The organism is Luteimonas deserti, assembly GCF_013425765.1.
In the GTDB taxonomy this organism is placed as follows: domain Bacteria; phylum Pseudomonadota; class Gammaproteobacteria; order Xanthomonadales; family Xanthomonadaceae; genus Luteimonas; species Luteimonas deserti.
This window is the reverse complement of record NZ_JACCJZ010000020.1, coordinates 337178-350142: the sequence shown is the minus strand read 5'-3', so window position 1 is coordinate 350142 and position 12965 is coordinate 337178. Positions and strand designations below refer to the sequence as shown.

The following is a 12965-nucleotide window of genomic DNA, read 5'->3' as shown; positions in this document are numbered from 1 at the left end:
CTGCGGTACTTCGTCGTCGCCGCCACCCGGTTGGGCGGAACGGGCGCCGGGCTGCCGTCGCGTGCAAGGCGCGGTGGCTTCGGAGCGGGGTCGCCACTTGGCGGCGAGCCTTCATCCCGGAACCGCCGGGTGACCCTGCCGGCAATGCTGGCAACCTTCGCCCGGGCCCCGGCGTTGCGCCGCCGGGCGGGTGGCTGGGGATGCCCTGGCTGCGGATCAGCCGGGATCGTCCGCGGCCTGGTGGCGCTGCATCTGCGCTGGGCGGGCGCCAGCGCAGGATCGCCCTCCCCCCCCTCCGGCGACACGGCGACTGCCGTGCCGACTTCGCAGCGCGCCTGTCGTTCGGCGCGGCGCTGGGCATCGTGGTCCTGGCCTGATCGAGCCGCCCGCCTGACAGGATCCGGCCGGTGCTCGCGGGCGCCGCATTGACAGCGCCGGTGCTGCGCCGCAGAATTCGCGCCCTGACCTGCCCGGGTGGCGGAATTGGTAGACGCACTAGCTTCAGGTGCTAGCGGGGGCAACTCCGTGGAGGTTCGAGTCCTCTCCCGGGCACCAAGGTCATCGCAGGCTTACCACCCGCGAACATCGAACCCGCCACGGCGGGTTTTTTTGTGCCCGCCGTGACCTGCGCCCGTTGCCCGGCCGTGGCGCTGCACACCCCGATCGTGTGGGATCGCTCTCGCGCCTGCCGCGGTCGGCTGACGACGTGGAGCCCGGAAGAAGGCGTCGCCCCGAAGTGGTCGCCGCCGCCGCGAAGCGCGCTCGCACGGACGTTCGCGGCCCGACGACGCTGCGGTCGTGCACCGGAGCGGCGACGGTTGCGAGGGGCGATCGGCGCGGGCGTGCCCGGGCGCACAGGCCGCGCAGGGAATCACTCGTCGAGACGTTCGCGGTTGCCGGGATTGCCGGCATCGCCCTCTCCGCTCCGGCGTGCGCGGTTGCCTTCACGGGCGCCCGGCATGACGGCCGGATCGTTCTGCGAGGCCTGGTCGTGCTTGGCCGGGGATTCGCCGGGCGTGCGCGGGCCGTCGGGTGCGCGGTCGCGCTCGAGTGGGCCGCGCGCCTCGGAATCGGACGTGGGTGCTGACATGGCCTGGTCTCCGCTTGCGTGAGCCGCCAGGGTGCAGGCACGGCCGGCGACGGCATGTGATGTGCGGCGCATGCCGGTGGCGCGGGCGGACCGGGTCCGGGGCGCTCCGCCGAACGCCGCCGGTCGCCCGCACCGGCGCACTCACATGAGCCGGGCCGTGAGCGCCGGCGCCGCGTCCGGCGCACCGGTGCCCTCCGCCTCGCGGCGCTGCTCGCGCACTTCGAACCACATGCCGTTGAGGATGGCGAAACAGGCCGCGAGGCCGATACCGAGGATCCAGGCGAAGTACCACATGGTGTCGTCTCCGGCGGGCGGATGCCCGCGTCGTGTCAGTAGGCGTTGGGGGTGTCGTTGACGCTGGCATCGTCCACTTCGCCGCGCATCACCCGGTACACCCAGCTCGTGTAGGCCAGGACCAGCGGCAGAAAGACCGCGGTCGCCAGCAGCATGATCCACAGTGTCATCGGGCTGCTCGAGGCATCCCACAGGGTCAGCCCGGCGTCGGGCATCGTCGAGGACGGCAGCAGGAACGGAAAGATCGCGAAGCCGACGGTCAGGATCACCGCCGCCAGCGACGTGGCGGAGGCCACGAAAGCGGCCATGCCCCGGCGCATGCGCAGCAGCGTCGCGGCGGCCAGTGCGCCGGCCACGCCGAGCACCGGCGCCAGCATCGTCCAGGGACGCGCGGAATAGTTCGCCATCCACAGGCCCGGCTCGCGACTCACCGTCTTGAATAGCGGGTTCGAGGCCTGCGCGCCATCGATCAGCGAATCGACGCGGAAGCCCTGGATCCCGGTGGCGATCCAGACCCCGGCCACGACGAACAGCACGGCGCCGGCCAGCGCGGCGAGGCTGCCGTAGCGTGCGGCGCGATCGGCGATCGGGCCGCGGGTCTTGATCACCAGCATCGCCGCGCCGTGGGACACCAGCAGACTCAGGGACACCAGGCCGGCGAGCAGTGCGAACGGAGTCAGGAGTGCGAAGAAACCGCCGGTGTAGACCGGGCGCAGCTCCGGGGTGAAGTGGAACGGCACCCCCAGCAGCACGTTGCCCACCGCCACGCCGAACACCAGGGCCGGCACCGCGCCGCCGACGAACAGCGCCCAGTCCCAGGTCTGCTTCCAGCGCGTGTTCTCCACCTTGCCGCGGAACTTGAAGCCCACCGGCCGCAGGATCAGCGCGAAGAGGATCAGGAACATCGCCAGATAGAAGCCCGAGAAGCTCACCGCGTACAGCGGCGGAAACGCGGCGAAGATCGCGCCGCCGCCGAGGATCAACCACACCTGGTTGCCTTCCCAGACCGGGCCGATGGTGTTGACCACGATCCGCCGCTCGGCATCCGTGCGTGCCACGAACGGCAACAGCGTCCCGACACCGAGATCGAAGCCGTCCATCACCGCGAAACCGATCAGCAGCACGCCGAGGAGCAGCCACCAGACCAGCCGCAGCGTGGCGTAATCGAAGGGAATGAAGTCCATCGTGAAGTCCTTGCAGAAGAGGAGCGCGGGCTCAGAGGCCGGCGCCGGGCGAAGGCTCGGGCAGTCCGGGACGCACGGGCGGATCGAGTGGATCCAGTGGATCGAGCGGATCCGACGCGGAGCGGCCGACGTCCGGAACGACGTCGTCGACGGCCGCGGGGGCCTCGTCGCGCGCGGCGGGCGCGAGCACGTCCGGCCCCTTGCGGATCGCGGCCAGCATCAGCCGCGCGGCGACCACGGCCAGGCCCGTGTAGATGATCACGAAGCCCGCCAGCGAGATCAGGATGTCCTTCAGAGCGATGCCCGAAGCCGCGTAGAACGTCGGCAGCACGCCCTCCACCGCCCAGGGCTGGCGCCCGTACTCGGCGACGAACCAGCCGCATTCGATCGCGATCCACGGCAGCGGCAGGCTGAGCAGCGCCACCCAGAGAAACCGCCGGCTGGTCTCGATGCGGTTGCGCGTGACCAGCCAGAACGCCACCGCGAAGAACGCGATCAGATAGAAGCCGATCGCCGCCATGATCCGGAACGTCCAGAACAGCGGTGCGACCCGCGGCACCGTGTCGAGCGCGGCCTGCGAGATCTCCTGCTCGCTGGCGGCGAGGATGTCGTCGCGATAGCGCTTGAGCAGCAGGCCGTGGCCCAGATCCGCCCAGTGGCGGTCGAACGCGGCCCGCGCGGCAGCGTCGTCCCGGTTCTCGCGCAGCCGCTCGAGCGCGGCATAGGCGAGCTGGCCGCCGCGGATGCGGTGTTCGGCGCGCTCGACCAGTTCGAGGATGCCGGGAATCTCGCCGCCGAGCGATCGCGTCGCGATCAGGCCCATCAGCCACGGCACCTTGACCTCGAACCGGTTGGACTGGGTGGCCTGGTCGGGCAGCCCGATCACCGTGAACCCGGCGGGCGCAGGCTCGGTGTGCCACATCGCCTCGATCGCGGCGAGTTTCATCTTCTGGTGTTCGGTCGCGGCATAACCGCTCTCGTCGCCCAGCACGACCACGCTCAGGGCCGAGGCCAGGCCGAAGCTCGCCGCCACCGCGATCGAGCGCCGGGCGATGTCGCGATGCTTGTCGCGCAGCAGGTAGAACGCGCTGATCGACATCACGAAGATCGCCCCGGTCACATAGCCGGCCGACACCGTGTGCACGAACTTCGCCTGGGCCACCGGGTTGAAGATCACCGCCATGAAGTCGGTGATCTCCATGCGCATCGTGTCCGGATTGAACACCGCGCCGACCGGATTCTGCATCCAGCCGTTGGCGACCAGGATCCACAGCGCCGAGAAGTTCGCGCCCAGCGCGACCAGCCAGGTCACCACCAGATGCTGCACCCGCGACAGCCGCTTCCAGCCGAAGAAGAACAGGCCGATGAAGGTGGCTTCGAGGAAGAAGGCCATCAGCCCTTCGATCGCCAGCGGCGCGCCGAAGATGTCGCCGACGTAGTGGCTGTAGTAGGCCCAGTTCATGCCGAACTGGAATTCCATGACGATGCCGGTGGCCACGCCCACGGCGAAGTTGATGCCGAACAGCACGCCCCAGAAGAGCGTCATCCGGCGCCAGATATCGCGCCCGGTCATGACATAGATGCTCTCCATGATCGCCATCATGAAAGACAGTCCCAGCGTGAGCGGGACGAACAGGAAGTGGTACATCGCGGTGAGCGCGAACTGCAGGCGGGACAGTTCGACGACGGTCATGTCGATCATGGTCTTCAACCGGAACGGGGCATGCGCGCATGCTCGACCCGCTCACGGGAGCGCGCATTGATCCTGATCAATGCAGCCCAACGGACGCCGTGCGACAACGTGGCCCTGCCGTGCGCGGCGCCGGGACTGCCGGGGGGCTGTCACCGGTGCGGCGATCCGCCGGAACGGGCCATCGTGCCGGCGACGAGGGGAGCCCCGTCAGGCCGCGAGGCTGCGGCCGGCGCCGCGTGCGGTATCGCTTGCATCGCGCCTGCGCGTGTCGGCGGTGACGTAGGCCCCGCACGCGCCCGGCCCGTCCGGGGGTGGACCGCGTGCGCTCGCGCGCGGCGGCCGTCAGAGCCCTGCGGCCGCGCGCAGCGCAGGCAGGTCGACGAGATCGATCCGGCGCGGATCGTCGAAGGCGATCGTGCCCGCCTGACGCAGCCGGGTGAAGCTGCGGCTGACGGTCTCGATGGTCAGGCCGAGATGGTCGGCGATGTCGGCGCGGGTCATCGGCAGATCGACGTGGTGCGCCGTACCCCCGCGTAGACGCTGGCGCTCGGCCAGGTCGATCAGGAAGCCGGCCAGACGCTCGGACGGCCCCATCCGCGCCAGCAGCATCAGGCTCGCGCGGGTCGCGTCGAGCTCGGCGCAGGCCTGGGCGAGCATGCCGGATTCGAGCTCCGGGTAGCGCTCGCAGAGCCGGCGCATGCTCTGCATCGGGAACACGCACAGCACGCTCTCTGTGATCGCCTCGATGGTGTGCCGGTAGGCGGGCGCGCCACTGAAGCCGATGAAATCGCCCGGCATCAGGAAGCCCGCCACCAGCCTGCGTCCATCCGGCAGCAGGCGCACGCGCCGCAGCATGCCCCGGGTCACGGTGTAGACCTCGCGCCGCGCCGCTCCCTCGTGGGCGAGCGTCGCGCCCGCCGCCAGCATCACCTCGCCGGCAGCCGCCTCCAGCGCGTGGGTCTCGGCCGCGGGCAGTGCGGCGCAGACTGCGAGATGCCGGCTGAGGCAGCCGTCGCAGCCCGCATGCGGCAGACGGCGCGTGCCGCCCTGACCCGGGCGCGCGGCGGGCGACGGGACGTGGTGGGTGACGCTCGGCGGCGGCTTGGCCTGCATGGCGCCATCATAGCCCCGGCAGAAACCCGCTTCGGCGCTCCACCATGACCTTCGGCCCGTGCCGTGCGCCCGGGCAACCGCTGCAATTCCGATTGCCTCGATGGAACCCCGCCACGCGCCTGTCCCCTGCCTGCCTGCTGATGCTGGCCCTCGCCCTGCCCGCGGCTGCAGCGGACGGGGCGCCCGACTGGCCCGACACACTGGAACGGGACGTGCGCGCGTTCCACGCCGCGTTGCGCGACAGTCATCCCGGGCCGGTCGATCCGGCGAACCCCGGGTTCGCCGCGGCGCTCGACGCAGGGCTCGAGCAGGCGCTCGCCCGGGTGCCACGGACACTCGATTTCGCCGGTTACTGGTGGGCACTGCGCGAGTTCCAGGCCAGCTTCGACGACGGCCACGTGCAGCTCGCGACGCGGGATGCGGCGCCCACGCTGCCCACGCGCTGGCCCGGCTTCCTGACCCGCTCGTCCGACGGTGACCACGTGGTCGCGACGCGCCTGGACGACGACGCCCTGCCCGCCCTCGACGCGCGCCTGCTCGACTGCGACGGCATTGATGCCGACGCACTGGCCCAAGCGGTCGTCGGCCGCTTCCGCGGGTTGTGGGACTTGAACGCGCAGCGGGTCGCGCACGCCGGGCGCCTGTTCCTCGATGCCGGCAATCCCTGGGTGGCGCGCCCGGTGGCCTGCCGGTTCCAGGAAGGCGCACGGGTGCGCCGCGTCATGCTCGACTGGCGCGACCTCGAGCCGGCCGGGCTGGCGGAGCGGCTGACCGCGACCCGGCGACTGCAGGCCACGACCACCGGCGTGCGCACGCCGCGCAGGGGCCAGCTGTGGATCGCCGCGGGCAGCTTCAGTGCCGAACGCGACGCGCCGGCGCTGACCGCCCTGCTGTCGGACCTCGACGACACCGCCCGCGTGCGGGCTGCTCGCCGGGTCGTACTCGATCTGCGCGGCAACGGCGGGGGGTCCTCGCACTGGGGCCGCGAGATCGCCCGTCGGCTCTGGGGCGATGCCGCGCTCGCCGCGCTGCCGCCGGGCGACAGCCGGGTGGACTGGCGCGTGGATGCGGCCAATCTCGCCGCGATCCGCGACTTCGGCGCCATGCTGCGCGCGCAGCCCGATCCCGATGCGGTGATGCTGCACTGGGTGGACATCGTCGATCGCGGCATGTCCGCGGCCCTCGGCCGCGGCGAGGCCCTGTGGCGCCACCCTGCCGATGCGGAGGCGATGCCTGCGCCCCCCGCGCCGCGACCGCGTGCGATGGCGGCGGACGTGCCGGTCTTCGTGCTCGCCGACGCGGCCTGCGCGTCGGCCTGCCTCGATGCGCTGGACCTGTGGCTCCCGCTCGGCGCAGTGCTGGTCGGCGGCGAGACCTCGGCCGATACGGTGTACATGGACGTCCGCGAACAGACCCTGCCGAGTGGGCTGGCCGCGGTGGCCATCCCGATGAAGGTGTATCGCGGCCGCAGCCGCGGCCACAACCAGCCCTATCGCCCCGCGCACGCCTGGCGCGGCGCCTTCTCCGACGAGGCCGCCCTCGCCGCATGGATCGACGGCCTGCCACCGGCAGGCGCAACGCCTGCGACGCACACCCGCTAAAATCGCCGGTCCACCGTCGATGCTGTCCCGATGACCGAGTCCGTCCGCACCCCCTTCCATGGCTTCGAGCAGCTGCCGCTGCGCGAGTTCGCCGAGCGCGCCTACCTCGACTACTCGATGTACGTGGTGCTCGACCGCGCGCTGCCGTTCATCGGCGATGGCCTGAAACCCGTGCAGCGCCGGATCATCTACGCGATGAGCGAGCTGGGCCTGGGCGCGGCGGCGAAGCCGAAGAAGTCCGCGCGCACCGTCGGCGACGTGATCGGCAAGTACCACCCGCACGGCGACAGCGCGTGCTACGAGGCACTGGTGCTGATGGCGCAGCCGTTCTCGTACCGCTATCCGCTGATCGACGGCCAGGGCAACTTCGGCTCCAGCGACGACCCGAAATCGTTCGCGGCGATGCGCTACACCGAATCGAAGATGACCCCGCTGGCCGAAGTGCTGCTGTCCGAGCTCGGCCACGGCACCGTCGACTGGACCGACAACTTCGACGGCACGATGCAGGAGCCCTCGTGGTTGCCGGCGCGCCTGCCGCACCTGCTGCTCAACGGCACCACCGGCATCGCCGTCGGCATGGCCACCGACGTGCCGCCGCACAACCTGGCCGAGGTGGTCAGCGCCTGCGTGCGCCTGCTCGACGATCCCGATGCGACCGTGCGCGACCTGTGCGAGCACGTGCGCGGCCCGGATTACCCGACCAGCGCCGAGATCATCACGCCGGCGTCCGATCTGCTCGGCATGTACGAGACCGGCCACGGCAGCGTGCGGGCACGCGCCACGTTCCAGAAGGAACACGCCAACATCGTCATCACCGCGCTGCCGTTCCAGGTGTCGCCGTCGAAGGTGATCGAACAGATCGCGGCGCAGATGCGCGCCAAGAAACTGCCGTGGCTGGAGGACATCCGCGACGAGTCCGACCACGCCAATCCGGTGCGCGTGGTGCTGGTGCCCCGCTCCAACCGCGTGGATGCCGAACAGCTGATGGGGCATCTGTTCGCGACCACGGATCTGGAGCGCAGCTACCGGGTCAACCTCAATGTGATCGGGCTCGACGGCCGTCCACAGGTCAAGAACCTGAAGATGCTGCTGTCGGAATGGCTGCAGTTCCGCACCGACACCGTCACCCGGCGCTTGACCCACCGCCTCGACAAGGTCGAGCGTCGCCTGCACCTGCTCGACGGCCTGCTGATCGCCTTCCTCAATCTCGACGAGGTGATCCGCATCATCCGCACCGAGGACGAGCCGCGCGGCGTGCTGCAGGCGCGCTTCGGTCTGAGCGATGCGCAGGTCGACTACATCCTCGAGACGCGCCTGCGCCAGCTCGCGCGCCTGGAAGAGATGAAGATCCGCGGCGAGCAGGCCGAGCTGGAAAGCGAGCGCGACCGCCTGATCGCCACGCTGGGCAGCGGCTCGAAGCTGAAGAAGCTGGTGAAGGACGAGCTGCTGGCGGACGCCAAGAAGTACGGGGATCCGCGCCGCTCGCCGCTGGTCGCACGCGGCGCGGCGCAGGCCCTGGACGAGAGCGATCTCGTGCCCAGCGAGCCGGTCACCATCGTCGTCAGCGAGAAGGGCTGGGTCCGCGCGGCCAAGGGGCACGACGTGGATCCGGCCGGGATGAGCTACCGCGACGGCGACGGGCTGCTGGCCTTCGCCCGTGGCCGCAGCACGCAGCAGGTGGCCTTCCTCGACTCCACCGGCCGCAGCTATTCCACGATCGCCCATTCGCTTCCTTCCGCGCGCGGCAACGGCGAACCGTTGACCGGCCGGTTCTCTCCGGCGGCCGGTGCGGCGTTCCAGGCCGTGGTCGCGGGCGAGGCCGACGCGCGCTTCGTCGTCGCGTCCTCCCACGGCTACGGCTTCGTCACCCGTTTCGAGAACCTCACGGGCCGGCAGAAAGCGGGCAAGGCGATGCTGTCGCTCTCGCCCGGCTCCACCGTGCTGCAGCCCGCGCCGGTGCGCGATGCGCAGGCCGATCGTCTCGTCGTGGTGACCAGCGCCGGGCATCTGCTCGCGTTCCCGGTCTCCGACCTGCCCGAACTCGACAAGGGCAAGGGCAACAAGATCATCGAGATTCCCAAGGCCAAGCGCGGCACCGAGCAGGTGGTCGCGGTCGCGGTGGTGCCCCCGGCCGCATCGCTGCTGGTGCGCTCGGGCACGCGCACGATGACGCTGTCGTTCAAGGAACTCGAACCCTATCTCGGCGCCCGCGCCTCGCGTGGTGGGCTGCTGCCACGCGGCTGGCAGAAGGTCGAGGGGCTGGCGGTCGATGCCTGATCCGGCCTCGGCCGACGTCGGTGCCCGGCCTCCGCAAGGCGGCCCATTGCCGGCATGGCCGACAGTCGCCACCGCTCCAGTCGCACCGGCCGGTCGGCGCCGTGATCGCAGCCCGTGCCGCGCTGCAGGCCGGCCACGCGACCATGCCGGCGTCGCGCCGGCCGCCGCGCGGGCACTCGCTGCGCTGGAGCGCGGACCGAACGCTTCGCTCAGCGCCGGGGCACGTGCTCGGCGCCTTCGGTGCGCTGGCCCGGCGAGACGCTGCGCGGCGCGCACCCGGGCCGTCGGCGACCCGGTGCAGCCATTGAACGGTCTGCCTCCCGCTCGGCGGCCTGTCGGCTCCGTCGTGGAAGGGGCACTGGCCCCTCACCTCGTGAACTTCGACGATGACCTCGGCACTGGACACCACGTTTACCACGACGCGCCCGATGGTGCGCTCCGCTTCGATCACGACGGTCCTGCGTACGTCGCACGTCGCTTCGACAACGTGGCCACCTGCCTCGATGCACCGATGCCGTCGAAGCTGGCCGAGGTGCACGACGACGCCCCCGCGGGTGAGCGCCTGCTCGGGCAGCGCCACGACGACGCTGTCGTGCGACGCTGGCGCTGTTGACCGCGCGACCGGCTGATAACGGAGTCGAACAGGCATGGATCCCGAGTTCTGGCACGCCCGCTGGGCCGGCAATCGCATCGGTTTCCACCGCGACGCGCCGCTGCCTCTGCTCACCGCACACTGGCCGTCGCTCGGCCTCGCCACCGATGCACGCGTGTTCGTGCCGCTTTGCGGCAAGTCCCTCGACATGGTCTGGCTTGCCGGCCGCGGACACGCGGTGTTGGGGGTGGAGCTGTCCGAACTCGCGGTGCGCCAGTTCTTCGAGGAGCGCGGGCTGGCGCCGCGGATCGTCGACGGCCCGGCGGGGCGCCACTACAGCGCCGGACCGTTCGAGCTGATCGTCGGCGATGCATTCGCGCTGGCGCCGTCGCTGCTCGCCGACTGCGCCGGTGTCTACGACCGCGCGGCGCTGATCGCCCTGCCGCCCGACCTTCGCCGCACCTATGCCGGCAGCGCCTGGCACCGCCTGCCCCCCGGCTGCCGCGGCATGCTGGTCACGCTGGAGTACCCGCAGACGCAGAAGGCGGGCCCGCCTTTCTCGGTCGGACAGGACGAGGTGCACGCCCTGCTCGATGCGGACTGGCATGTCGCCTGCCTCGAGCGGCGCGACATCCTGGCCGGCGAACCGGGCTTCATCGCCGACGGGGTCACCGCGTTGTCGACCGCCGTGTACCGGCTCGAACGACACGACACCAGCGCCGCCCCGCGCGCATCGGTCGACTGACCGCGTACGCTCGGTTCCGGACGAGGACGCCCCTGTCACGACGCCACTGCGTTGCGGCCGCGTCGACGTTGCACGGCCTCCGCGCCACGGCACCCCCGCGGCGGGCCACGCGCGGCTGCCGCGTCCCGGTTCGCACACCTGCCGACGATCGCAGAATCGGCTTCCGCGCCGACAGGGCACGACGCCCGTGGCCGGCAGGGGCGTGGAGGCCGGCCGCAGGAACGCAGCGCGGGTACGGTCAGCCGGTGCCGGCGTGGGTGCCGTCGGCTTCGCCCATGCGGCTCTGCTGGTAGCGCTCGAGGCCGATCATCCGGATCAGCCGCAATTGCGTCTCCAGCCAGTAGGTGTGGTCTTCCTCGGTGTCCGACAGCTGGGCCACCAGGACCTGGCGGGTCACGTAGTCGCCGTGCGTCTCGCTCAGCGCGATGCCCTTGGCGAGGTTCTCGCGCACGAGATACTCGAGGTCCAGATCCTTCTGCAGCATCTCCTCGACGGTACGGCCGGGCTCGAACGCGTCGGGACGCATGTCCGGGTCACCCTCGAGAAACAGGATACGCCGCAGCAGCGCGTCGGCGTGCTGGGTCTCCTCTTCCATCTCGTGGTTGATGCGCGCATAGAGCTGGTGCAGGCCGAGGTCTTCGTACCGGCGTGAATGGAGGAAATACTGATCACGCGCCGCCAGCTCCCCGCGCAGCAGGAACTTCAGATAGTCGACGACTTCGGGATGACCCTTCATGGCGGCACTCGTGCAACGGGGAATAGCCGGAGTCTAGCCGCGGCGCGTGTGACGTGATCGGATGCGAATAGATGCATTTCGCATTCTCACGCGACGACCGCCATCCGGCCTCCGCGTCATGCCCGTGTGCCACGCGGGGCATGCAGGCGCGGGCGCATGGCCGTAGACTCCGGCGCCAGTTTCCGCACCGGCCCCGCATGAAGATCGGCATCGATTTCGGCACCAGCTATTCCGCCGCGGCCGCGCGCATCGGCGAACGCCTGGTGCATCTGCGCTTCGACGGGCAGCCCCAGTTCCGCACCGCGGTGTTCTTTCCCACCACGCTGCCGGATCCGGAGGCGTTCGAGCTCGATGCGGCGATGGAGGCGGACGTCGACGCGCTGGCGCGCTCGATGCGTAACGACCGGACCCGCGCCGGCACGCCCGTCTCCTCGGTGCAGGCGCGCCGGGACGCGATCCGCATCGTGCGCCGGCAGTGGCTGGAAACCCGCATGCGCGACGCCGACGCGTCGGTGGCCGATCTTCAGCACGCGGTGTTCGGCGAAGCCGCGATCGAAAGCTATCTGCTTGAGGGCAGCGGCCACCTAGTGCAGTCGCCGAAATCTATGCTCGGCTTCAACCTGCATCCGCGGGCGAAGACCACCATCACCGGGATCGCCGCACACATCCTGGAACACATCCGGCTCACCGCCAGCCAGCAGCTGGGCGCCACCGTGCGCGAGGCCACGATCGGCCGGCCGGTGCGGTTTCGCAGTTCGCTGGGTGAGGCCGGGGGCGAGCAGGCGCTGGCCCTGCTGCGCGAGGCCGCCGCGCAGGCCGGCTTCGACGCGGTCGAGTTTCTCGAGGAGCCTGCCGCCGCAGCGCTCCATTACCACGCCGGCAGTCCCGAGCGGCACACGACGCTGGTGGTCGACATCGGCGGCGGCACCACCGACGTTGCCCTGGCCGAGATCGGCGGTCGCGAGGCGCCGCGCGTGCATCGCGCCTGGGGCGTGGCCAACGGCGGAACGGACGTCGACCTGGCGCTGAGCATGGCCCAGGTCATGCCGCTGTTCGGCAAGGGGGCCAGCCGCATTCCCGTGCATCATTTCGTCGAGGCGGCGACCGTGCAGGACATGCCACGCCAGCGGGAGTTCCACGCGCGCGACTTCGGTCACGTCGATGCGCCGTTCGGTCCGCGGTTGCAGGCCCTGCAGCGCGACGGCGGCACCACCCGCCTGTACCGCGGCGTCGAGGCGATGAAGGTGCGGCTGAGCGCGCACGGCGGTGCCGACCACGCCCTGGACTACATCGAACCCGGTCTGCACGTAAGCGCCACGCGCGCCGATCTGGAAGCCGCGAGCGCGAGGTTTCTCGACACCATCGGCGGGCTGCTCGACGAAGTCCGCGCGGATCTCGGCGCGCCGCCCGACAGCCTGTTCCTCACCGGCGGCATGTCCGGGGCACCGTATGTCCAGGCGGCCGCGCAGGCGCGGTTTCCGGCTGCACGGATCGTGCGCGGCGATCCGTCGCTGGGCGTCGTCTCCGGTCTGGCCGAGCACGCGCGCAACGCCTGAGGGGCATGTGCGCGCCGGGTCGCGCGACGTCGACGGGCACCCCGCCCGATCCCGCGGCCGGCCACTCCGGACCGACATGGAGCG

Annotated in this window: 11 protein-coding genes and 1 tRNA gene; 6 read left to right on the top strand and 6 right to left on the bottom strand. The window is 71.0% G+C overall.

Annotated elements, in window-relative coordinates; genetic code table 11:
* Positions 1-468 precede the first annotated feature (468 nt).
* Positions 469-555 (top strand) — tRNA-Leu (locus tag H0E82_RS14155).
* A gap of 316 nt (positions 556-871) precedes the next feature.
* Here the strand turns inward: H0E82_RS14155 and H0E82_RS14150 are convergent.
* From H0E82_RS14150 to H0E82_RS14130, 5 genes are all read right to left on the bottom strand, one after another.
* The gene (locus H0E82_RS14150) at positions 872-1090 is read right to left on the bottom strand and encodes a hypothetical protein (RefSeq protein WP_180546080.1); all 219 of its coding nucleotides are present in this window, start codon (positions 1088-1090) and stop codon (positions 872-874) included.
* Positions 1091-1231: 141 nt separating this feature from the next.
* Entirely contained in the window at positions 1232-1384 is a 153-nt protein-coding gene (cydX, locus tag H0E82_RS14145; RefSeq protein WP_180546079.1) for a cytochrome bd-I oxidase subunit CydX, read from the bottom strand.
* A 35-nt stretch (positions 1385-1419) separates the two neighbouring features.
* Positions 1420-2568 carry a cytochrome d ubiquinol oxidase subunit II gene (gene cydB / locus H0E82_RS14140; RefSeq protein WP_180546078.1) on the bottom strand — a complete coding sequence of 383 codons (1149 nt, stop codon included), beginning with the start codon at positions 2566-2568 and terminating at the stop codon, positions 1420-1422.
* A 31-nt stretch (positions 2569-2599) separates the two neighbouring features.
* Complete coding sequence (locus tag H0E82_RS14135) at positions 2600-4270, bottom strand: cytochrome ubiquinol oxidase subunit I (protein ID WP_180546077.1); 1671 nt, start codon at positions 4268-4270, stop codon at positions 2600-2602.
* 333 nt (positions 4271-4603) lie between these two features.
* Positions 4604-5374, bottom strand: a complete 771-nt coding sequence (locus H0E82_RS14130) for a Crp/Fnr family transcriptional regulator (RefSeq protein WP_180546076.1) — start codon at positions 5372-5374, stop codon at positions 4604-4606.
* A 44-nt stretch (positions 5375-5418) separates the two neighbouring features.
* On the opposite strand from H0E82_RS14130, the gene H0E82_RS14125 reads away from it, so the two are divergent.
* The 4 genes from H0E82_RS14125 to H0E82_RS14110 all read left to right on the top strand — a co-directional run bounded on the left by H0E82_RS14125 (position 5419) and on the right by H0E82_RS14110 (position 10589).
* Positions 5419-6975 (top strand): hypothetical protein, encoded by a 1557-nt coding sequence (locus H0E82_RS14125; RefSeq protein WP_180546075.1) that lies wholly within the window; start codon positions 5419-5421, stop codon positions 6973-6975.
* Between the two features lie 30 nt (positions 6976-7005).
* Positions 7006-9252: a DNA topoisomerase IV subunit A gene (parC, locus tag H0E82_RS14120; RefSeq protein WP_180546074.1), complete on the top strand. Its 2247-nt coding sequence runs from the start codon at positions 7006-7008 to the stop codon at positions 9250-9252.
* Positions 9253-9625: 373 nt separating this feature from the next.
* Positions 9626-9865 carry a hypothetical protein gene (locus H0E82_RS14115; protein ID WP_180546073.1) on the top strand — a complete coding sequence of 80 codons (240 nt, stop codon included), beginning with the start codon at positions 9626-9628 and terminating at the stop codon, positions 9863-9865.
* 34 nt (positions 9866-9899) lie between these two features.
* On the top strand, positions 9900-10589 hold the full coding sequence (locus H0E82_RS14110) for a thiopurine S-methyltransferase (RefSeq protein ID WP_180546072.1): 690 nt from the start codon (positions 9900-9902) through the stop codon (positions 10587-10589).
* A 238-nt stretch (positions 10590-10827) separates the two neighbouring features.
* On the opposite strand, the gene bfr is transcribed toward H0E82_RS14110, so the two are convergent.
* Entirely contained in the window at positions 10828-11325 is a 498-nt protein-coding gene (gene bfr, locus H0E82_RS14105; protein WP_180546071.1) for a bacterioferritin, read from the bottom strand.
* Positions 11326-11522: 197 nt separating this feature from the next.
* Between bfr and H0E82_RS14100 the strand changes: the two genes are divergently transcribed.
* The gene (locus H0E82_RS14100; RefSeq protein WP_180546070.1) at positions 11523-12881 is read left to right on the top strand and encodes an Hsp70 family protein; all 1359 of its coding nucleotides are present in this window, start codon (positions 11523-11525) and stop codon (positions 12879-12881) included.
* The last annotated feature ends 84 nt before the right edge of the window (positions 12882-12965 follow it).

What these genes read in the sequence shown, in the direction of transcription:
- H0E82_RS14150 (WP_180546080.1), bottom strand. Translation starts at nt 1,090, where the DNA reads ATGTCAGCACCCACGTCCGATTCCGAGGCGCGCGGCCCACTCGAGCGC.
- cydX (WP_180546079.1), bottom strand. Translation starts at nt 1,384, where the DNA reads ATGTGGTACTTCGCCTGGATCCTCGGTATCGGCCTCGCGGCCTGTTTC.
- cydB (WP_180546078.1), bottom strand. Translation starts at nt 2,568, where the DNA reads ATGGACTTCATTCCCTTCGATTACGCCACGCTGCGGCTGGTCTGGTGG.
- H0E82_RS14135 (WP_180546077.1), bottom strand. Translation starts at nt 4,270, where the DNA reads ATGATCGACATGACCGTCGTCGAACTGTCCCGCCTGCAGTTCGCGCTC.
- H0E82_RS14130 (WP_180546076.1), bottom strand. Translation starts at nt 5,374, where the DNA reads ATGCAGGCCAAGCCGCCGCCGAGCGTCACCCACCACGTCCCGTCGCCC.
- H0E82_RS14125 (WP_180546075.1), top strand. Translation starts at nt 5,419, where the DNA reads ATGACCTTCGGCCCGTGCCGTGCGCCCGGGCAACCGCTGCAATTCCGA.
- parC (WP_180546074.1), top strand. Translation starts at nt 7,006, where the DNA reads ATGACCGAGTCCGTCCGCACCCCCTTCCATGGCTTCGAGCAGCTGCCG.
- H0E82_RS14110 (WP_180546072.1), top strand. Translation starts at nt 9,900, where the DNA reads ATGGATCCCGAGTTCTGGCACGCCCGCTGGGCCGGCAATCGCATCGGT.
- bfr (WP_180546071.1), bottom strand. Translation starts at nt 11,325, where the DNA reads ATGAAGGGTCATCCCGAAGTCGTCGACTATCTGAAGTTCCTGCTGCGC.
- H0E82_RS14100 (WP_180546070.1), top strand. Translation starts at nt 11,523, where the DNA reads ATGAAGATCGGCATCGATTTCGGCACCAGCTATTCCGCCGCGGCCGCG.